The sequence below is a fragment of the Tomitella cavernea genome (assembly GCF_016599145.1).
Classification (GTDB): domain Bacteria; phylum Actinomycetota; class Actinomycetes; order Mycobacteriales; family Mycobacteriaceae; genus Tomitella; species Tomitella cavernae.
In genome coordinates, this window is record NZ_JAENKO010000022.1 from 34,317 (window position 1) to 54,199 (window position 19,883).

17 protein-coding genes and 1 tRNA gene are annotated in these 19,883 nt (G+C 69.6%); 9 read left to right on the plus strand and 9 right to left on the minus strand.

All coding sequences use genetic code 11. The annotated features are described in order from the left end of the window. Positions 1-19 precede the first annotated feature (19 nt). Positions 20-784 carry an HAD-IIA family hydrolase gene (locus tag JJ683_RS09330; protein ID WP_200173469.1) on the plus strand — a complete coding sequence of 255 codons (765 nt, stop codon included), beginning with the start codon at positions 20-22 and terminating at the stop codon, positions 782-784. Positions 785-931: 147 nt separating this feature from the next. Next, complete coding sequence (locus JJ683_RS09335) at positions 932-3,073, plus strand: BCCT family transporter (RefSeq protein WP_242474561.1); 2,142 nt, start codon at positions 932-934, stop codon at positions 3,071-3,073. A gap of 33 nt (positions 3,074-3,106) precedes the next feature. Here JJ683_RS09335 and JJ683_RS09340 read toward each other — a convergent pair whose 3' ends face one another. The 4 genes from JJ683_RS09340 to JJ683_RS09355 are packed head-to-tail and all read right to left on the minus strand — an operon-like array spanning position 3,107 to position 6,376. Continuing rightward, positions 3,107-3,574, minus strand: a complete 468-nt coding sequence (locus tag JJ683_RS09340; protein WP_307810801.1) for a thioesterase family protein — start codon at positions 3,572-3,574, stop codon at positions 3,107-3,109. Continuing rightward, positions 3,571-4,554: a 3-hydroxyacyl-CoA dehydrogenase NAD-binding domain-containing protein gene (locus JJ683_RS09345; protein WP_242474562.1), complete on the minus strand. Its 984-nt coding sequence runs from the start codon at positions 4,552-4,554 to the stop codon at positions 3,571-3,573. The genes JJ683_RS09340 and JJ683_RS09345 overlap by 4 nt, the downstream gene beginning before the upstream one ends. A 44-nt stretch (positions 4,555-4,598) precedes the next feature. Next, a complete protein-coding gene (locus JJ683_RS09350; protein ID WP_200173433.1) occupies positions 4,599-5,483 on the minus strand; it encodes a beta-keto acid cleavage family enzyme in 885 nt (294 codons plus the stop codon). Further along, on the minus strand, positions 5,480-6,376 hold the full coding sequence (locus JJ683_RS09355; RefSeq protein WP_200173435.1) for a TetR family transcriptional regulator C-terminal domain-containing protein: 897 nt from the start codon (positions 6,374-6,376) through the stop codon (positions 5,480-5,482). The genes JJ683_RS09350 and JJ683_RS09355 overlap by 4 nt, the downstream gene beginning before the upstream one ends. Before the next feature lie 205 nt (positions 6,377-6,581). Between JJ683_RS09355 and JJ683_RS09360 the strand changes: the two genes are divergently transcribed. The 5 genes from JJ683_RS09360 to JJ683_RS09380 are packed head-to-tail and all read left to right on the plus strand — an operon-like array spanning position 6,582 to position 12,813. Next, complete coding sequence (locus JJ683_RS09360) at positions 6,582-8,174, plus strand: ABC transporter substrate-binding protein (RefSeq protein ID WP_200173437.1); 1,593 nt, start codon at positions 6,582-6,584, stop codon at positions 8,172-8,174. Beyond that, on the plus strand, positions 8,174-9,130 hold the full coding sequence (locus JJ683_RS09365; RefSeq protein WP_200173439.1) for an ABC transporter permease: 957 nt from the start codon (positions 8,174-8,176) through the stop codon (positions 9,128-9,130). Before JJ683_RS09360 ends, JJ683_RS09365 begins: the two co-directional genes overlap by 1 nt. Then, entirely contained in the window at positions 9,127-10,023 is an 897-nt protein-coding gene (locus JJ683_RS09370) for an ABC transporter permease (RefSeq protein ID WP_200173441.1), read from the plus strand. The genes JJ683_RS09365 and JJ683_RS09370 overlap by 4 nt, the downstream gene beginning before the upstream one ends. Continuing rightward, positions 10,020-11,720 (plus strand): ABC transporter ATP-binding protein, encoded by a 1,701-nt coding sequence (locus JJ683_RS09375; RefSeq protein WP_307810803.1) that lies wholly within the window; start codon positions 10,020-10,022, stop codon positions 11,718-11,720. The genes JJ683_RS09370 and JJ683_RS09375 overlap by 4 nt, the downstream gene beginning before the upstream one ends. Positions 11,721-11,745: 25 nt before the next feature. Beyond that, on the plus strand, positions 11,746-12,813 hold the full coding sequence (locus tag JJ683_RS09380; protein WP_200173446.1) for an alpha/beta hydrolase fold domain-containing protein: 1,068 nt from the start codon (positions 11,746-11,748) through the stop codon (positions 12,811-12,813). Positions 12,814-12,905: 92 nt separating this feature from the next. On the opposite strand, the gene JJ683_RS09385 is transcribed toward JJ683_RS09380, so the two are convergent. Together JJ683_RS09385 and JJ683_RS09390 are read right to left on the minus strand one after the other, a co-directional pair. Further along, positions 12,906-12,979, minus strand: a tRNA-Pro gene (locus JJ683_RS09385). 63 nt (positions 12,980-13,042) lie between these two features. Then, positions 13,043-13,960 (minus strand): metallophosphoesterase, encoded by a 918-nt coding sequence (locus JJ683_RS09390; protein WP_307810809.1) that lies wholly within the window; start codon positions 13,958-13,960, stop codon positions 13,043-13,045. 204 nt (positions 13,961-14,164) lie between these two features. Between JJ683_RS09390 and JJ683_RS09395 the strand changes: the two genes are divergently transcribed. Then, positions 14,165-14,635 (plus strand): GatB/YqeY domain-containing protein, encoded by a 471-nt coding sequence (locus tag JJ683_RS09395; RefSeq protein WP_200173448.1) that lies wholly within the window; start codon positions 14,165-14,167, stop codon positions 14,633-14,635. Between the two features lie 18 nt (positions 14,636-14,653). On the opposite strand, the gene JJ683_RS09400 is transcribed toward JJ683_RS09395, so the two are convergent. Next, positions 14,654-17,032 (minus strand): penicillin-binding protein, encoded by a 2,379-nt coding sequence (locus JJ683_RS09400; protein ID WP_200173449.1) that lies wholly within the window; start codon positions 17,030-17,032, stop codon positions 14,654-14,656. Positions 17,033-17,406: 374 nt separating this feature from the next. Between JJ683_RS09400 and JJ683_RS09405 the strand changes: the two genes are divergently transcribed. After that, complete coding sequence (locus JJ683_RS09405; RefSeq protein WP_182347390.1) at positions 17,407-17,676, plus strand: WhiB family transcriptional regulator; 270 nt, start codon at positions 17,407-17,409, stop codon at positions 17,674-17,676. Between the two features lie 21 nt (positions 17,677-17,697). On the opposite strand, the gene bagB is transcribed toward JJ683_RS09405, so the two are convergent. Then, positions 17,698-18,849 carry an ArsA family ATPase gene (gene bagB, locus JJ683_RS09410; RefSeq protein ID WP_200173451.1) on the minus strand — a complete coding sequence of 384 codons (1,152 nt, stop codon included), beginning with the start codon at positions 18,847-18,849 and terminating at the stop codon, positions 17,698-17,700. Then, complete coding sequence (bagA, locus tag JJ683_RS09415) at positions 18,846-19,874, minus strand: ATPase BagA (RefSeq protein ID WP_200173453.1); 1,029 nt, start codon at positions 19,872-19,874, stop codon at positions 18,846-18,848. Before bagA ends, bagB begins: the two co-directional genes overlap by 4 nt. Positions 19,875-19,883: the final 9 nt, after the last annotated feature.

A 19,883-nucleotide genomic window follows, 5' to 3' on the forward strand; every position in this document is an offset into this window, starting at 1 on the left:
GCGGCGCTGGACCTACCTCATGGACATGGACGGCGTCCTCGTCCATGAGGAAACGCTGATCCCGGGGGCGGACGAGCTCATCTCGGAACTCACCGACGCCGGGAACCCCTTTCTGGTGCTCACCAACAACTCGATCCGCACGCCCCGCGACCTGCGCGCACGCCTGGGGCAGACGGGGCTGGACGTGCCCGAGTCGGCCATCTGGACGTCGGCCCTCGCCACGGCGAGCTTCCTGGACTCGCAGCGGCCCCACGGCAGCGCGTACGTCGTCGGCGAGTCGGGTCTGACCACTGCGTTGCACGACGTCGGCTACGTGCTCACCGACCGCGACCCTGACTACGTGGTGCTGGGGGAGACCCGAACCTACTCGTTCGAGGCGATCACCACGGCGATCCGCCTGGTGGAACGGGGGGCGCGGTTCATCGCCACCAACCCGGACCCGACGGGGCCGTCGCGCGACGGTTCGCTGCCCGCGACGGGTGCCGTGGCGGCGCTCATCAGCAGGGCGACGGGTCGCGAACCGTACTTCGTGGGCAAGCCGAACACTCTGATGATGCGGTCCGCGCTGCGTTCGTTGGGGTCGCACTCGGAGCAGACGCTGATGATCGGCGACCGGATGGACACCGACGTGGTGGTGGGCCTCGAGGCGGGCATGCGGACGATCCTCGTGCTCAGCGGCATCTCCACGCGGCAGACGGTGGAGATGTACCCGTACCGGCCCACCCTCGTGGTGGACTCCGTCGCCGACCTCGTCGGGAGGACCGAGGACCCCTTCGCCCGGTGACCGGCACCACTGCGCGCCGCGCCGCACAGTCAGGCATCGTTCCGCAGGATCCGCGGGGAGGCCATACGATCTACGTGCCGATCGACTAGTGGCGGCATCGGGCCGGGCGCGCAATGCGGCGGGACCGGGGCCGCCGTGGGAGTGGTGATGGACAACGACGACGCAGGCGGGCGCCGCCCCGACGACCGGGCACATCGCCGGACCGAGCGGATGCGGGAGCCGGCAAAACGGCTGATCAAGCAGGTATCGGATCGGAGCCTGGTGCATCCGGCGCTCATTCCGGGGATCGGCGTGGAACGCACGGGGCGGGTGTTCAACACCAGCCCGCCGGTGTTCGTCATCTCGGGGCTCCTCATCGCCGCGGTCATCGTGTGGGCGTTCGTCGCGCCGGACAACATCAAGTCCGTCGGCGACGAGTCCCTCCAGTGGGTGACGACGAACTTCGGCTGGATGTACGGCGTGCTGGCGCTGGTGATCGCCGCGTTCATGCTCGTGCTCGGCTACAGCCGTACCGGCGGCGTCCGCCTGGGCGCGGACGACGAGGAGCCAGAGTTCACCACCGTCTCGTGGGTGGCGATGCTCTTCTCCGCCGGCATGGGTATCGGGCTGTTGTTCTACGGCCCGTACGAGCCGCTCACCTACTTCATGGACCCGCCGCACGGGTTCGAGGTGGCACCCGAGACCGTCGACGCGGCGCAGACGGCGCTGGCGCAGACGATGCTGCACTGGGGCCCCATCGCGTGGGCGTTCTATGCGCTCGTCGGCGGCGCCATCGCCTACAGCTCCTACCGGCGCGGCCGTCCGCCGCTGATCTCTGCGATCTTCGAACCGATCTTCGGCACCCGTACGCACGGGCCGCTGGGCGCCGTCATCGACATCTTCGCGATCATCGTGACCCTGTTCGGCACCGCGATCTCGCTGGGCATCGGAGCGATGCAGATCGCGCGCGGCACCGAGGTCGTCACCGGTGCGGGTCATCTGGGCAACACCTTCATCATCGGCACGATGGCGGTGCTCACCGCGGCGTTCATCGTCTCGGCGGTGTCCGGGATCAAACGCGGCATCCGGGTGCTGTCCAACATCAACATGGTCATCGCGGGACTGCTCGCGGTGTTCGTGTTCATCGCGGGGCCCACGCTGTTCCTGCTCAACCTCATGCCGGCCGGGGCCGCGTCGTTCTTCAACGAGCTGGGCACCATGATCATCCGCAACGGCAACGAGGGTGGTGACACCGCGGAGTTCATGTCCGCGTGGACCACCTATTACTGGGCATGGTGGGTTTCGTGGACGCCGTTCGTCGGCATGTTCATCGCCAAGATCTCCCGCGGACGGACGCTGCGCGAGTTCGTCACCGTGGTGATCCTCGTGCCCGCGGGGGTGTGCTTCATGTGGTTCGCCGTGTTCGGCGGGACCTCGATGTGGCAGAAGATGAACGGCGAGAGCGTCGACGCCGGGGGTTCGCCGGAAGCGATGCTGTTCGGCATGCTCGACAACCTGCCGTTCGGCGCGGTCACCGCGGTGATCGCCATGGTCTCCATCGTCGTGTTCTTCGTGACCTCCGCGGATTCGGCGTCGATCGTCATGGGGTCGATGAGTCAGCGAGGAAAGCCGGAGCCGTCCACCTGGGTGACGATCTGCTGGGGCGTCCTGCTGGGGCTCACCGCGGCGTCGCTTCTGCTGGCCGGCGGCTCCGATGCGCTGGGCGGGCTGCAATCGATAATGGTGGTGTCGTCGCTGCCGTTCGCGTTCGTCATCATGGGCATGATGGTGTCCTGGGGCAAGGACCTGCGCACCGACCCGTACATGCTGCGCCGCAAGTACGCGCGCGCCGCGATCGCGCAGGGCGTGCGCCTGGGCATCGCCAACCACGGAGACGACTTCGTCTTCGGCTCCAGCGCGGTGTCGTCCGACTCGGGCGCCGGCGCCTGGCTCGACAGCCGGGATCCGGACCTCGTCGACTGGTACATCAAGGCGGCGGAGGAAGTGGGCGTGGTGGACGCAGACGACGTGCGCCGCACACTCGACCCGGGCCGCATCCAGCCGAAGGGGCCGGACCGCCCGGACCTCACCGCGTCCGGCGACCTGGCGCTGTCGACCGGCCGCAAGCTCGAACGGCTGGCACGCAAACGCGACGCCCTCGAGCGGGAGCTGCTGGACAATCGGATGCGCGAACAGGTCGTACGCCGGCAGGAGTCGTCCCGCACGCGCGGGCGCAGAGACGGCACCCGCACGTCCGGCGACGATACCCGCACGTCCGGAGACGAGGGGCCGCGGGACGGCGAGCAATAGCAGCGTCGCCCCGCGGCCCGGGTTCGGCGTCCCTCAGACGCCGACGGCGCGGCCGCTCCACGCCGGCGCGGGGTTCTGCGCGTCGCGCGCGGCGGCGAGCACCTCCGCCGGCAGCGGCGCCGACCCGCCCGCGTTCTGGTCAACATGCACGCCCAGAATCTCCTCGGTGGACACGACGAACGGCTCCGCGTCGCCGAGTGCGGCGGACATCGAGTGGGCCAGGTGCAGCTTCTTGCCGGCGACCCCGACGACCTCGGTGTGCACCGTCAGCGGCGCGCCCAGCGGAACCTCCTGCAGGTACCGGATGTGCGCCTCGACCGTGTAGAGCGAGCAGCCCGTGCGCTCGCGGTACTGCGGCCCCAGGCCGAGCACGTCCATCGCCTCGTCGGTGGCGTATCCGAACACGAGCACGTAGTAGGCCTCGGACATGTGGCCGTTGTAGTCGATCCATTCCGGGCGGACCGTCGACCGGTAGGTCGACAGCGCCGGGCGCGGACTCACTCCCGGCCGCCGGGGTAGTCGCGGCGGATGCTGCCGATGGCCTGGCGCACGGCGATCACCGAGGCGTCGCGCGCGCGGATCAGCTCGTCGATGGTGCGGCCCTTCGTCGCCTCGTCGACGCTGTCGACCACAGCATCCCGGAGCTTCTTGGTCAGCTCGGGTGCCTCGAGCCGGGTCCAGGGCGACTTGAGCGACGGGCCGAAGTGGTCCAGGTTGTGCGCCATGCCGCCCTGGCCCCCCGCCAGGTGGAAGGTGAGCATGGGGCCCAGCAGCGGCCACCGCAGGCCCGGGCCGTCGGTGATCGAGCGGTCGATCTGCTCGGCCGTGGCCTCGCCGTTGTCGATCATGTGCAGGGCCTCGCGCCAGAGCGCCTCCTGCAGGCGGTTGGCGATGAAACCGGGCAGCTCGCGGTCCATACGGATCACCGACTTGCCGATGAGCGTGTACCACTCGGCGGCCCAGTCGACCGCGGCCGCGGCGGTGTGCTCGCCGCCGACGACCTCCACGAGAGGGATCAGATAAGGCGGGTTGAACGGATGCCCGACGACGAGCCGCGCCGCGCCGGCCGGTGCCTCCGCGACGGCCGTCCGCGCCATCTCCGTCATGCTGTAGCCGGAGGTGGACGACCCGATGACGGCGTCCGCCGGGGCCGCGGCGGCGATGTCGGCGAGCAGCCGCTGCTTCATCTCGAGATTCTCCGGCGCGGATTCCTGGACGAACCCGACGCCCTCGAGTGCCTCTGCGAGGTCGGTGTGCACGGTCCAGGCGTCTTTGTCGGCGCCCTCGGCGAGACCGAGTTCGGTGAGTGCCGGCCACGCGTTGTCGACGAGACGTGCGAGCCGCTCACCGGCCTCCGGTGCGGGGTCCCACACGCGGACCCGGAGGCCGCGGGCGAGGAAGTAGGCGGCCCAGCCGCCGCCGATGACGCCGGCGCCCACGCAGGCGACGGTGTCGATGGTCTTCATGTCACGGAGTTCCATTACTGCTGCTTTCGATTCGGAGTGGCACGCGGTGCGGGACGGGGTCACTGCCGGCGGAGGCCGAGGAGCTCCCGGGTCTCCTCCGGGGTGGCGACCTGCGCTCCGAGCGAGTCGATGATCTCGCCGGCCCGCTGCACGAGCTGGGCGTTGGTGGCCTTGACCCCTTTGGACAGGTACAGGTTGTCCTCCAAGCCCACGCGCACGTGGCCACCGGCCAGCACGGAGCGGGCGACCCACTCGAACTGGTTGCGCGAGATCGCGAACGCGGTGAACTCCGCGGTCTTCGGCAGCATCGCCACCTCGGCTTCCAGCAGTGCGCCGTCGGCGGGCGCGCCGTAGGGGATGCCCTGGCAGATCTGATAGAAAGGCGGGTCGTCGAGCAGCCCCTCCTGGTGCATCACGTTGGCGAACCAGACGTTGCCGGTGTCGAAGCACTCCAGCTCCGGCTTGACGCCCAGCTCGCGAATGCGGGCCGCGCCTTCGCGCATCATGTCCGGGGTGGAGATGTAAGTGGAGCTTCCCTCGCCGAAGTTGAGCGTGCCGCAGTCGAGCGTGCAGATCTCCGGCCGCAGCGCCTCGACGTGCTCGAGGCGGGTGGCCTGGCTGACCAGGTCGGTGCCCTCCACGTGCTGCATCGGGTTCTGCGGGTCGATCACGTAGTCGCCGCCCATGCCCGCGGTCATGTTGATCACCGGGTCCACATCCGACGCGCCGATCAGGCGTTGGACCTCGGCGTAGTACTCGGTCTTGCGGGAGCCGAGGGTGGTCCGGGGGTCGCGCACGTGGATATGGACGATGGATGCGCCGGCGCGCGCCGCGGCGATTGCGGAGTCGGCGATCTGCTGCGGGGTGACGGGCACGTGCTCGGACCGGCCGGCGGTGTCGCCGGCCCCGGTGACGGCGCAGGTGAGGATGACGTGACGGTTCATGGAACGGTCCTAACCGGTAGTGCGTGGGCTATGAGATTGCGGTCTATGAAGTTGTCGACCTGCTCGGCCATCCCCTGCGGGCTGAGCAGACCGGTGAGCACGCGGATGCCGAGTCCGTCGATGTAGGCGGTGAGGACGTCGGCGGTCCGGTCGGGCGGGGCATCGATGAATGCGCCGGTGCGGGTGCCCTCGGCGATGATGCCGCGGACGGTCTCCCACCAGCGGCGATAGCTGGGGCCGTGCTCGAAGCGGTCGCCGTCGACGGCGACGGCCGCCCACGTCTGCAGCCAGATCGACCACTCTGCTCTGCGCAGACGATCCGCCGGCATCTGCAGGCGCACAAGGGTCTTGAGCCGTGAGGCCGGGTCGTCGACGTCGGTGAGGCGCGCGCTTTGGCGGTCGAACGCCAGCTTCACCGAGTAGCGCAGCACCTCGGCGAAGACGTCGCGCTTGGACGGGAAGTAGTAGTGCACGGACGCGCTGGAGGCGCCGGCGGCGTCGGCGATGTCGCTGATGCGGACACCGTCGTAGCCGTGCTCGGCGAACAGCCACCAGGCCTGCTCGACGAGCGTGCGCCGACGCAACGCCTGCTCCTCGCTCTCCGGATGGCGGGAGGGGAGGGTTTCGGGTGGCGGTGTGGCGGACACGGATTCGACGTCCGAATCCGAGTCGCCGCCCCCCGTCAGCAGCCACTGGACGGTGACGCCGGTGACGGTCGCCAGCGCCAGGAGCTCGTCCGCGGAGAAGCGGCGCGTACCGCCCAGCGATTTCGACAGCTTGGTCTCGTCCAGGCCGATGCGACCTGCGACATCGCGCTGCGCCATCGCGGACCCCCGGATGGCGGTGCGTGCACGGCCACCGACGGCCGCCGCCGTCCCCTCCGACTTGCTCACGCCTGAAGCATAATCAGCAACTTGCTTCTATCGCAAGTATCTGATGATGTGTTAGGCATTGCATTGCGAATCGAAAGTTCTCGGGGGCGCCGCGCGCGTGGCACCCCGCGAGAACCGACGTCGCACGTCCCACTGTCGACTCGAGAACGGATCTGATGCGTAGCGCACGACGGAACCGGACCGGCACGTACCTGAAGGCGACGAAATGAACAGTGAACAGCGATCGGCCCCCGCCGGCGGGGCGGCCCTGAGCCGCCGCGGCTTCCTCGGTGCGGGCCTCGGAATGGGGACCGCCCTGATCCTCGCCGCATGCGGGAACTCCGCCACGGCGGGCTCCTTCGACATGCGCGGCACCCCATCCGCCGGAGGCAGGCTCCGTGTGGGACTCACCGGTGGCGGAGCGACGGACACGCTCGATGCGCACCTGTCGGTGAACACCACGGACATCGCGCGCATCGTCAACCTGTACGACACGCTTCTCGAACTCGACCATGACTACAACCTGCGGCCCGGACTTGCCACGAAGGCGGAGGCGACGCCGGACGGGCGCGAGTGGACCGTCCACCTGCGCGACGACGTGGTGTTCCACGACGGCAGGCCGATGACGGGTCGCGACGTCAAGGCGACGTTCCAGCGGATCACCGACCCGGAGAATCCGAAGAACGGTGCCGTGGACCTGCAGCCCCTGCGCGAGATCGTGGTCGTCGGCGATCATCTCGTGCGCTTCCGTCTCGATACGCCGGTGTCGTACTTCGACCGGCTCCTCGCGGCGTACACCTCCGGGATCGTGCCAGTCGACTACGACCCGCAACGCCCGGTGGGCACCGGGCCGTTCCGGTTCAAGTCGTTCACGGCCAGCCAGCAGAGCACGTTCACGCGCAACGAGCACTACTGGCACGACGACCAGCCCTACCTGGACGAGCTCACGATCCTCAACTTCAACGACGACGACGCCCTGATCAACGCGTTGCTGTCGAATCAGGTGGACGCCATCGGGCAGATCCCGCCGGCGCTCGTCGAGGTGCTCGAATCCGATCCGCGCATCGACATCCTCAACTCGGAGACCGGGTCGTGGACGCCGTTCACCATGCGGGTGGATCAGGCGCCGTTCGACGACAACCGGGTGCGCGAAGCCTTCCGGCTGGCCGTCGACAGGGAGCAGATGGTCCGCCAGGTCTACAGCGGGCAAGGGCGGATCGGCAACGACATGTACGCGCCGTTCGACCGTGCCTACTCGAAGAACCTGCCCCAGCGCACCCAGAACCTCGACAAGGCCCGGCGTCTGCTTGCCGACGCCGGCTACCCCGACGGGATCACCGTCGAACTGGTCACCTCGAATATCCAAGCGGGCGCGGTCGAGGCGGCGCAGGTGTTCGCGCAGCAGGCCAAGGGTGCCGGGATCACCGTCGACATCCGGCGCGTGGAGCCGACGACGTTCTTCGGCGACGACTACCTCAAGTGGACTTTCGCGCAAGACTTCTACTACACGCGGGACTTCCTTCCACAGGCGATGACCTGCAGCCTGCCGAAGTCGGCCTTCAACGAGACCCACATGGACAACCCCGAACTGACACGCCTGGTCAAGCAGGCCACCGCGACGGTCGACGAGGGGCCGCGCGCCGAACTGATCCGGCGGGCCCAGAAGATCCTCTACGACGAAGGCGGATACATCGTCTGGGGCTTCGCCAACCAGATCGACGCCTACCAGCGGTATGTCGGCGGTCTCGTCCCCGACCGCACCGGGCTCGCCTTGTCCGGCTTCCGGTTCCGTCAGGTGTGGTTGAGGGAGGCGCTGTGATGGCACGATTCATCGCCAAGCGCCTCGCGATCAGCGTCGTCATCCTGTTCCTGGTCAGCGTGCTCGTGTTCATCGCCACGCTCCTCCTGCCCGGCGATCCGGCGCAGGCGATCCTGGGGCAGCAGGCGACGCCGGAGCGGCTGGCCGCGCTGCGCGAACAGCTGAATCTCAACGACCCTGTGGTGCAACGGTACTTCCAGTGGCTCGGCGGCATCTTCACCGGCGATTTCGGCACGTCCACCGCCACCGGCGCCTCGGTCGGGGCGTACCTCGGGCCGAAGATCGTCAACTCGCTGGTGCTCATGCTGATCGCCGCCGCCATCAGCATCCCCGTCGGCATCCTCATCGGAAGCTTCAGCGCGATCCGCCGCGGCAAGGCCGCCGATAACGCCACCACGTACGCGACGCTCGTCGTGGCCGCGCTACCGGACTTCGTCATCGGCATCGTCTTGATCGCCGTGTTGTCGACGAACGTGTTCGACGTGCTGCCGGCGGTGACGATGAATCCTCCGGGCACCCATGTGTGGGACTTCCCGCCGCAACTGGTGATGCCGATCCTCACCCTCGTGATCGTGGTGCTCCCGTACATCGTCCGGATGATGCGGGCGACGATGGTCGAAGCACTCGACGGCGGCTTCGTCGAGATGGCCCGGCTCAAGGGCGTTCCGGAGAGACAGGTCATCACCCGGCACGCCATGCCGCACGCGCTCGGCCCCGTGGCCCAGGTGATCGCCTTCCAGCTGGCCTGGCTCGCCGGCGGCATCGTGGTGGTCGAGTACCTCTTCCGCTACCCGGGGATCGGCGCCGCGCTGGTGGACGCCGTGCACAACCGGGACATCCAGGTGGTGCAGACCATCGCGCTGCTCATCGCCGCGGTGTACATCGTGGTGAACCTGCTGGCCGACGTCGTCGGCATCGTGACCAATCCGAAACTGCGGACGGAGCCGGCGAAATGAGTGCAGAACCGGACGGCGTCAGCAGCCAGGACGCGCCAGCACAGGCGTCCGCGCCTCCGAGCCTGTGGCGGCGTTTCATCGCGCAGCGGCAGGCGAAGATCGGCGTCGTGATCACCGGCATCGTCGTGGCCGTGGCCGTCTTCGGGCCGCTGCTGCTGCCGTGGGCCACGGGGTACACGAGCACGGAGTTCGCAGCCAAGCCCTTCCACAGCGACGGGGTGTTCGGCACGGACAACCTGGGCCGCGATGTCCTGAGCAGGTTCCTCGACGGCGGGCTGCGCCTGCTCGTCTACGCCGCGCTCGCCACCGTCCTGGGTCTGGCGCTCGGCACCGTCCTCGGCATGGTCGCCGCCTACACCCGTGGCTGGGTGGACAGCGTCATCATGCGCGGCAACGACATCCTGCTGGCGCTGCCGCAGCTCGTGTTCGCCCTGCTGGCGATCACGGTGCTGGGGCCCCAGGGATGGGTCCTCGTCGTCGTCATCGGCATCACCCATGCGCCGAGCGTCGCCCGCGTGGCCCGGTCCGCGACCCTGTCGGTGATCACCGAGGACTACATCACGGCCGCGGAGATGTACAACGTCCCGCGGTGGCGGATCCTTGCGCGCGAAGTGCTTCCGAACATCACCGGCCCGTTGATGGTGGAGCTCGGCCTGCGGATGACGTACTCGATCGCCTACATCGCCTCGCTGTCGTTCCTGGGGCTCGGCCTGCAACCGCCGGCCGCCGGCTGGGGCCTGATGATCAACGAGAACCGCATCGCACTGGCGGTGCAGCCGTGGGGCGTGCTGCTGCCGATCATCGCCATCGCTCTGCTGACCGTCGGCACGAATCTCGTCACGGACGCATTCGCGCGCGCCACGGCGAACCTGCACGTGGAGGACCAACAGTGAACATCGAGACGACCACTGCGGGGCCCATCGCCCTGCGCGTCCGCGACCTGCGGGTGGCGGCCACGGCCGGCGGCAAGGAAGTGCTGCACGGCGTCTCCTTCGACCTGCATGCCGGCGCGATGCTGGCGCTGGTCGGCCAATCCGGCTCCGGCAAGACGACGGCGGGCCTGGCCTGCCTCGGCCACTTCCGGCGCGGACTGCGGCACACCGGCGGCGGCGTGGACCTGTACCAGGACGGGGAGCCCCTCGACGTGCTGGACCTGCCCGAGCCGGATCGCCGCAGGCTCCGCGGCGGCCGCATCTCCTACGTGCCCCAGGATCCCGCGCTCTCGCTGAACCCGGCCATGCGGGTGGGCGACCAGATCCTCGAGGTGCTGCGGGTCCACGGCTTCGGCGGATCCGACGCCGAGCGCAGGGCCCGCGTGGCCGAGGTGCTGCCGGAGGTGGGGCTGCCCGGGGATTCCGAGTATCAGCGCCGCTACCCGCATCAGTTGTCCGGGGGCCAACAGCAGCGCATCGGCATCGCCATGGCATTCGCCTGCAGGCCGTCGGTGATGGTGCTGGACGAGCCGACGACGGGGCTGGACGTCACCACCCAGGCGTTGGTGCTCGAGACCATCCACGAACTGACCCGCCGCCACGACGTGGCGGGCCTGTACATCACCCACGACCTGGCGGTGGTCGCCGAGGTCGCCGACGCGGTGGCCGTCATGCTCACAGGCGACATCGTCGAACGTGGAGACTGCCCGGAAGTCCTGTACAGCCCCCGGCACGAGTACACGCGCCGGCTGCTGCGGGCGGTGCCGGACCTGGAGGGGGAGCGTCGGATCGGCCGGACGGAGGCCATCACCGGGGAGCACCTCGCGGAATCGGTGCCGCGAGGAAGCGGACCGTCGGTGCGGGCCTCGCCGGCCGCGGACCGCGCGGAGGCCGCCGCGGAGGCGGGGGCGGCACTGCTGCGGACGAAGGATCTGCGGCTCTCCTACGGCAAGGCCCGGATCCTCGAAGGCATCGACATCGCACTGGGTGCGGGCGAGTCGATGATGCTGCTGGGCGAATCCGGATCGGGTAAGACGACCCTCTCGCGCTGTATCGCCGGCCTCAACAGCAGGTATCACGGTGACGTCGTGCTCTCCGGCGGTGCTCTTGCCCGCGGCACCCGGCAGCGCACAGCGGAGGAACGGCGCAGCATCCAGTACGTTTTCCAGAGCCCCTTCTCCTCGCTGAACCCCCGGCGCACCATCGGCGAGTCCATCGAGGTGCCGTTGCGGATGACGGGCGGCACCGACCGACGGCAGCGCCGGGCCAAGGTTCAGGAGGCGCTCGACCAGGTGGAACTGGGCCGCAGCTTCATCGACCGGCGTCCAGGGGATCTCAGCGGCGGCGAACGGCAGCGGGCGGCGATCGCCCGGGCCCTCGTCAATGCCCCAAGCGTGCTGGTGTGCGACGAGGTCACGTCTGCACTGGACGTGTCCGTGCAGGCCGCGATCATCGACCTGTTGCGGACCCTGCAATGGGAGACCGGGATGGCCATGCTCTTCGTCACGCACAACATCGCTCTGGCGCGCCACATCGCCCAACGACTGGCCGTGCTGCAGAGCGGCAGGATCGTCGAGAACGGCCCGGTCGACGAGGTGCTGGACGATCCGCAGCACCACTACACCCGCGAACTCATCGCCCACATTCCGCGGATGTGAGCGACCGCCCCGAGGAGAGGCAACGATGACGCACGAGACTCCCACCCACCGTGCCCCGGCACCCCGCGGCATAGACGACGTGCCCGGCCACGTGCGCGAACGTCTCACCCCGCAGATGCGCCGCGTGGTGATCCACCAGCTGACGCGGGCGGCTGCGGAGGCAGGCGGGGAGGACGATCCAGCGGACCCGATCGCGGCCATGCGCGCCGAGTATCGTGATGAGCGGCGGTTCTGGAACGACGGCGGGCCGCGGATGGCGGCGACCGACGAGCTGCGGATCCGCGCTGCGGGCACGGACGTGCCGATCCGCATCCATCGCCCGACCTCCGCCGCGGAGCTGCCGGCAGTCGTGTACTTCCACGGCGGTGGGTTCACAGTGGGGGATCTCGACACGCACGACCGCATCATGCGGGTTCTCGCCGACAGGAGCGGTGCGGCCGTAGTCGGCGTGGACTACTCGCTGTCCCCGGAGGCCCGGTTCCCTCAGGCGCTGCACGAGTGCGCGGGGGTGGTCACCGAACTGGCGGTGCACGGCCGGCGGCACGGGATCGACCCGGCGAGACTGGCAATGGCAGGTGATTCGGCGGGGGCGATGTTGTCGATGGCGACGGCGCTGCTGCTGCGGGACCGCCCGGGGACCCTGCCCGGCATCGACGAGCAGGCGGCGGTCACGGCAGGTGGGGCGCTGCGGGCGATGCTGCTCTACTACGGCGGGCACGGACTGCGCGACTCCGTCACGAGCAGGCAGTACGGCGGCTTCTGGGACGGCATGGCGCCGCAGGATCTGCAGGGCTTCCAGAGCACCGTCTTCGACGACCCTGCCGACCGCGGCGGGCCCCTCGTCGACCACATTTCGGCGGACCTGGAGGCCCCGCTGCCGCCGGCCTACGTCGTGGGCGCGGAACTCGACCCGCTCGCCGACGATGCGCGCGCGCTCGCTGCGGCGCTCCGGCGGGGAGGCCAGGAGGTGCGGTTCCGCATGGTGCCCGGCGTGTTGCATTCGTTCCTGCACTTCGGTCGGATGCTCGACGAGGCGAACGAGGAGCTCGCCTGCGGTGCGGAGTTCGTGCGGGCGCGCTTCCTGGCCGACTGACAGGGGCCGGTCGGCCGGCTCGGCCGGAGATGCCCGAATGCGACAGAAAAGTGCCGGGACACCGTTTGAGCGGTGTCCCGGCACTTTTTGTGTCGGGGTGGCGGGATTCGAACCCACGACCTCTTCGTCCCGAACGAAGCGCGCTACCAAGCTGCGCCACACCCCGTGGCGTACCGGAAGTGCGCGCGGAAAATCCTCCCCGGGCACTCCCGAACAAGCCTCGCTGAGTCTAGCGCACACCCGCCCCGGACCGCGAAACGGCCTCCCCGTTCGCCGCAGCGCGGGGGTCGACCTGCGCAGGGACCAGCGTGAGCAGGGTCGCCTCCGGTCTGCAGAAGAATCGGGCGGGAGCGTACGGCGAGGTGCCCAGTCCGGCTGAGACGTGCAGCCGCATGTGTTCGCCCCATTGCGACGGTCCCTTGACCCGCGAGCGGTCGATGCCGCAGTTCGTCACCAGCGCGCCGTATGCGGGGAGGCACAACTGGCCGCCGTGGGTGTGCCCGCACAGAGCGAGGTCGTAGCCGTCGGAAGCGAAATGGTCCAACACCCGCGGCTCGGGGGAGTGGCTCAGGGCGAGGCGCAGGTCGGCGGAAGGGTCGGCCTTGCCCTCGATCGTGTCGTAGCGGTCGCGCTGCAGGTGCGGATCGTCCACGCCGGCGACGCTGATCGTGTTGCCTCCGGCGGTGATCTCCTGCGTGCGGTGGGTGGCGTCGATCCATCCCCGTTCGATGAACGCGGCGCGCAGATCCTGCCACGGCAACGGGGGGCCGGGGACACGCCGGTGGTTCTTGTCGAAGTACTTGAGCGGGTTCTTCGCCACCGGGCCGAAATAATCGTTGCTTCCGAAGACGAACGCGCCCGGGCGGTCCAGGAGGCCGCCGAGCGCCTGCACCACGGCCGGTACCGCGCGGAGGTGCGCCAGGTTGTCGCCGGTGTTGACCACGAGATCTGGCTCCAGCGCCTCGAGTTCACGCACCCACGCCTGCTTGAGCTGCTGCCGTGGCAGCATGTGCAGGTCGCTGAGGTGCAGTACGCGGATGCTTGGCGAGCCGGGGGCGAGGACCTCGAGGGTGGCGGCACGCAGGGCGAACGCGTTGCGTTCGATCAGCGTTGCGTAGCCGAGCGACGCGGCGCCGGCGGCGGCCACCGCTCCGAGCGCCTTCCACGCGGGTCCGCCGGGGGCCGGCGGGCCGCCGGCGGGGCGAGGTGTCCAGTGCGATCCGAAAGTTGTGCCCACGCCTGCCACGATACGGCAGGCGCCCCCGCCCCGATCCGCTGTGCGCGGGCCGGGATGCGCAGGCTGGGATGCATGGACCGGGGCGTGCGTCCGGGGCGCGTACCGTTTCACGCTATGGGAGAACTCAAGGATCAGATCCGCGGCGACCTCACCGCCTCGATGAAGGCCAAGGATCCGCTGCGCACGGGGACTCTGCGGATGGTGCTGTCCGCAGTGCAAGCGGAGGAGGTCGCGGGCAAGGAGGCGCGCACGCTCACCGACGACGAGGTGCTGAAGGTCATCGCCAAAGAGTCGAAGAAGCGCTTGGAGGCCGCGCAGGTGTTCGACGATGCCGGCAGGGCGGAACTGGCGCGCAAGGAGCGGGCCGAAGAGGAGATCCTCGCCGCCTACCTGCCGCGGCAGCTCGACGACGACGAGCTGGGCCGGGTGGTCGACGAGGCCGTCGCCGCGGTGCACGAGCAGCTGGGGTCGCAGCCGGGGATGCGTCAGATGGGGCAGGTCATGAAGGAGGCGACGGCGCGCGCCGCGGGGCGCGCGGACGGCTCCAGGCTGTCGGGCGTGGTGAAGACCCGCCTGGCGGGCTGACCGGCGGACGGCCGGGGATCAGTCCGCTTCGTCGCCCCGGCCTGTGCCGCTGTCACCCCGGTCGTTGCTACGGTCCTCGGACCGCGGGGTCGGCCTATCGCCGCGGTCGCCGCCGTTGTCGTCGGCCGGCGTGCGGCTGCCGTCGCTGATGCTGATGGTGATCGTGGAGCCGGGGACGGCGGAGCCGACGGGGCTCACGGTGACCACGTTGCCCTTCTGCTTGTCGGACGGCACCGTCACGGACTTCACTTGGAAGCCCGCCCCGCGCAGGCGGGCGGTGGCGCCGGCCTCCGTGCGGCCGACGACGTCGGGCACCACTGCGGAGGCGTTGCCCTTGACGTATTGGGGGTCCGGCGGTGGCAGCACCGGCGGCGGGTAGTCGCCGAGGATGCGGCCCACCGCCTGGTACCAGGCCAGCGCCGGCTCGGTGCCGCCGTACACGTTGCCCTCGGCGCACGAGCGCAGCGGCGAGGTGCAGATGGGTCCGGGGTCGGTGCCGTCGTTGTAGACGTAGGAGAAGCCGGCGATGGACTGGGTGAACGCCAGGAAGGCCGACGAACGGTAGGTCTCCGTCGTGCCGGTCTTCGCGGACACCGGTGCGGTCCAGCCGGCTGCCGCCGCCGAGCCCGCGGACGTGCCGCCTGGCAGGTGGTCCTCGCCCAATCCGACGGCCAGGGTGTGCGCCAGGCCGGGATCGAGGACCTGTTTGCACGCCTCCTGCGTCACCGGGACCGGCTTGCCGTCGCGGTCGAAGACGGCCTCGATGGGAGTGGGTGGGCACCACGTTCCGCCGGCGGCGAGCGTGGCGGCCACGTTGGCCATCTCGAGCGGGTCCACCGGCGTGGGGCCCAGCGTGAACGACCCGCGGTTCTCATCCTTGATGATCTGCGCCAGGCTGCGGTCGTCCACCCCGGAGGTGCCGGGCTTGGTGTACGAGCGCAGGCCCAGGCGCACGGCCATATCCACAGTGGGGTCCACGCCGACATCCTGGAGCATCTTGACGAAGGCGGTGTTCGGCGAGGTGGCCAGCGCCTGCGTCAGCGACATGCTCGGAGGGTAGTCACCCACGTTGCGCACGCAATAGGAGTCGGCGGGGCAGCCGGCCGCGCCGCCGTGGCCCATGCCCTGGGCGGCGAAGAACGGCGGGACCTGCACGGTGGTGTCCAGGCCCAGGCCTTTTTCCATCGCCACCGCCGTGGTGAAGATCTTGAAGGTGGAGCCCGCGCCGTCGCCGACCATGGTGAATGGCTGCGGCTGGACGGTCTCGTGCGCCGCCGCGTCGAGCCCGTAGGTGCGGCTGCTGGCCATGGCGACCACCTTGTGGGCGTCCTTGCCGGGTTCGATGAGGTTCATGACCTCCGCGATGCCGTCGAGGTCGGGCGACGCGGTGTCGGTGAGCGCACGCTTGACCGAGTCCTGGATCTCCGGCCGCAGTGTGGTGCGGATCAGGTAGCCGCCGCGCTTGAGCTGCTCGTCGGTGAAGCCGGCGTTGTTGAGGTAATTGAGCACGTAGTCGCAGAAGAATCCGCGGTCGCCGGCGGCGATGCACCCGCGGGGCAGCGTGTTGGGCTTCGGCAGGATTCCCAGCGGCTGCTGCTTGGCCTCGGCGGCCTGCTGCGGGGTGATCGAGTCGGTGGACGCCATCGCGTCGAGCACCTCGTTGCGCCGTGCCGTCGTCTCGTCCGGGTTGATGTAGGGGTTCAGCCGGGATGGCGACTGCACCATGCCGGCCAGCATCGCCGATTGCGTCAGGTTGAGGTCCTTGGCGTCCACCCCGAAGTATGTGCGTGCGGCGTCCTGCACGCCGTAGCTGCCGTTGCCGTACGGCACGAGGTTGAGGTAGCGCGTGAGGATCTCGTCCTTGGACAGCTGCTTGTCCAGCGTCAGCGCCATGCGGGCCTCGCGGAGCTTGCGCGAGATGGTCGTCTCGGTCGCCTCGCGGCGCTGCGCATCGGTCTGTGCCGCCACGAACACCAGGTAGTTCTTCACGTACTGCTGGTCGATGGTGGAGGCGCCCTGCTGCACCTCGCCGCTGCTGGTGTTGGTGAGCAGCGCGCGCAGTGTGCCCTGCCAGTCCACGCCCTTGTGCGAGGCGAACCGGCGGTCCTCGATCGAGACCTGGGCCAGCTTCATGTAGTTCGAGATCTGGTCGCTGGGCACCTCGAACCTGCGCTGGTCGTAGAGCCAGGCGATGGGGTTCCCGGCGGCGTCGACGATGGTCGTCACCGCGGGCGCATCACCCTCGAGCACCTGCGACGACGACGAGTCGACGGCGTCGCTGGCCTTGTTGACGACGACCCCTACGCCCCCGAAAACGGGGAACAGGACGCCTGCCAGCACGACGCCTGCGAGCACGCAGATGCCGAGCAACTTCGCGATTGTCTTCCCGGACGGCACGCACCACAGAGTACGCAGGGTGATGCCAGTGCCGTGTACGCGGCGCGCGCGACGGTGCGGTCACGGCCGCCGCTGGGCCCGGAATCGCCGCGGCGACGGCCGTTTACCTGGTGGACGGGGGTTGCAGAGCGGTGTTCAGTCGCCTAAGTTAACAATTACTGTGATGCAGTTAACAAACTGAAGTGTTGCACGCGAAGGGGGCAGGTCATATGCGCACATCAGCCCATATGTCGGAATCCGAAAGCGTACGGAAGAGCACTGGCAGCGGGACCGCGGCCGAGACACGCGCCAAGTCCACCGGGCATGGCGCCTCGGTGCCGAAGCTCCGCAAGACCGGGATCCCGCCGCTGTCGGTGGATTCCAGCGAGGCACGGATGGCATGGACGTCGCAGGCGCTATGCCGCAACATCGACCCGGATGAGCTGTTCGTCCGCGGCGCGGCGCAGCGCAAGGCCGCCACGATCTGCCGGCACTGCCCGGTCATGCTCGAATGCGCTGCGGATGCGCTCGACAACCGAGTGGAGTTCGGCGTGTGGGGCGGTATGACGGAGCGTCAACGCAGGGCCTTGCTCAAGGAGCACCCCAACGTGACGTCCTGGGCGACCTTCTTCGAAGCGGCCCGGCGACGCCGTTCGGCAGGCTGACCGGGCGCGGCACCCCTCCGGTCAGGTGCCGTCGGCGACGAGTTGGTCGCCGACGGCGCGCAGCGCGTCGAGGCTGGAGACCTCGAACGGCAGCGACGGCACGCCGACCACGGGCACGCGCGGGTGCGCGCCGGTGAAGCGGCCGAGAAGCCGCACCTCGCGCTTGGCCGTCGCACCTCGCTCGGCGTGGATCCGCAGTACCGCGCCGGCCACCGGCGGAAGGGACGACTCCCGTGTGCCGTCCGCCGGTGCGCCGTGCTGCTCGTCGAGCCGGTCGGCGGCGGCCAGTGCCTTCTCCACGGGCAGCTGCGCCAGCACCGGGTGCGTGCGGTTGAGCACCAGCCCGGCCAGCGGCATGTTCTCGTCGGTGAGGCGCTCGACGAAGAACGACGCCTCCCGCAGCGCATCGGGCTCCGCGGCGGAGACCACGAGGAAGGCCGTGCCGGGCTTGCGCAGGAGCTGGTAGGTGCGGTTGGCGCGTTCGCGGAAGCCGCCGAACATCTCCTCGAACGACTGCACGAACAGCGACGCGTCGGCCAGCATCGAGCTGCCCACCACCGTCGACACCGCCCGCATCGCCATGCCGACGGCGCCGCTGACGATCTTGCGGATCCCGCGGCCAGGAACCATGAACATGCGGATCATGCGGCCGTCCAGAAACGTCCCCAGCCGTTGCGGGGCGTCGAGGAAGTCGAGGGCGTTGCGCGAAGGCGGAGTGTCCACCACGATGAGGTCCCACGCGTCCTCGGCGACGAGCTGCCCCAGCTTCTCCATCGCCATGTACTCCTGCGTCCCGGCGAAGGACGAGGCGACGGTCTGATAGAAGGGGTTCGCCAGGATCTCCCGCGCGCGCTCGGGCGTCGCGTACTGGACGACCATGTCGTCGAAGGTGCGACGCATGTCCAGCATCATCGCGTGCAGGCTGCCGCCGGAGTTGTTGTCCGGCAAGGGCACCGGCTGCGGCGTGTTGCCCAGGTCGCCCACGCCCAGCGCCTGCGCCAGCCGGCGCGCCGGGTCGATGGTCAGTACGACGACGGAGCGGCCGGATTCGGCGGCGCGCAGGGCGAGCGCGGCGGCCGTCGTCGTCTTGCCCACGCCGCCGGCGCCGCAGCACACGACCACGCGGGTGGCGCCGTCTGCGAGCAGTGCCGCAACATCCACGGTGCCGGTCATCGGACCCCCTGTCCCGCCAGCTGTTCGGCCAGTTCGTACACGCCGCCGAGGTCCATGCCATCGGGCACCTCGCCCAGCTCGAGCTGCGCCACGTGCAGGCCGGCGAGCTCCCGCGCGCTCTCGCGCTGCGCCTGGCATCGGATGGCGTGCTCAATCGTCTCGGTCAGCAGTCCCGCGAAGTCCTCGTCGGAGACAGTGAGGTCCACGCGCGCGAAGTCGGCGCGTACGGACTCGGCGTCGATGCCGCCCCCCGCGGCCGCGCCGATGGTCTCGTCGTCGAGGTAGGTGGCCTCCGTGCGGTTGACGATCACCGTGCCCGGCTGCAGGTCCAGGCGTTGCAGCTCGGCCATCGCGTCGGCGGTCTCCTGGACCGGAAGCGCCTCGAGGAGGGTAACCAGGTGCACCACCGTCTGCGGCGAGTGCAGCAGATCCACGACGCCCTCCGACTGCGACCGGATGGGGCCGCCTTTGGCGAGGTCGGCCATCGCCTTGGTTACGTCGAGGAAGCTGCCGATGCGACCGGTGGGCGGCGCGTCGACCACGACCGCGTCGTAGAGGTACCGGCCGTCCTCGGTGCGGCTCGCCGCCTCCTTGATCTTGCCGGTGAGTAGAACGTCGCGCAGCCCCGGCGCGAGCGTCGTGGCGAACTCGACGGCGCCGATGCGCTTCATCGCCTTGCCCGCGAAGCCCAGATTGTAGAACATGTCGAGGTATTCGAGGAAGGCGGCCTCGATGTCGATGGCCAGCGCGTGCACCTCGCCGCCGCCGTCGGCCACGGCGACCTTGGTCTCCGCGTACGGCAGCGGAGCGGTGTCGAAGATCTGGGCGATCCCCTGGCGCTCCTCGACCTCGATGAGCAGAACCCTGCGTCCCCCCGCGGCGAGAGAGAGGGCCAGCGCGGCGGCCACGGTCGTCTTACCGGTACCGCCCTTGCCGCTGACGAAGTGCAGCCGCGCCTGTGCGGCGGTTTCCGGCCACGAGGACGTCAGTCCCTCCACCGTGGAGCGGGTATGTGTAGTGGGCACCGCCCGAGT

Coding starts and splice junctions, on each gene's coding strand:
- JJ683_RS09330 (WP_200173469.1), top strand. CDS start 20: ATGGACATGGACGGCGTCCTCGTCCATGAGGAAACGCTGATCCCGGGG.
- JJ683_RS09335 (WP_242474561.1), top strand. CDS start 932: ATGGACAACGACGACGCAGGCGGGCGCCGCCCCGACGACCGGGCACAT.
- JJ683_RS09345 (WP_242474562.1), bottom strand. CDS start 4,554: ATGGAACTCCGTGACATGAAGACCATCGACACCGTCGCCTGCGTGGGC.
- JJ683_RS09350 (WP_200173433.1), bottom strand. CDS start 5,483: ATGAACCGTCACGTCATCCTCACCTGCGCCGTCACCGGGGCCGGCGAC.
- JJ683_RS09360 (WP_200173437.1), top strand. CDS start 6,582: ATGAACAGTGAACAGCGATCGGCCCCCGCCGGCGGGGCGGCCCTGAGC.
- JJ683_RS09365 (WP_200173439.1), top strand. CDS start 8,174: ATGGCACGATTCATCGCCAAGCGCCTCGCGATCAGCGTCGTCATCCTG.
- JJ683_RS09370 (WP_200173441.1), top strand. CDS start 9,127: ATGAGTGCAGAACCGGACGGCGTCAGCAGCCAGGACGCGCCAGCACAG.
- JJ683_RS09380 (WP_200173446.1), top strand. CDS start 11,746: ATGACGCACGAGACTCCCACCCACCGTGCCCCGGCACCCCGCGGCATA.
- JJ683_RS09395 (WP_200173448.1), top strand. CDS start 14,165: ATGGGAGAACTCAAGGATCAGATCCGCGGCGACCTCACCGCCTCGATG.
- JJ683_RS09405 (WP_182347390.1), top strand. CDS start 17,407: ATGGCATGGACGTCGCAGGCGCTATGCCGCAACATCGACCCGGATGAG.
- bagB (WP_200173451.1), bottom strand. CDS start 18,849: ATGACCGGCACCGTGGATGTTGCGGCACTGCTCGCAGACGGCGCCACC.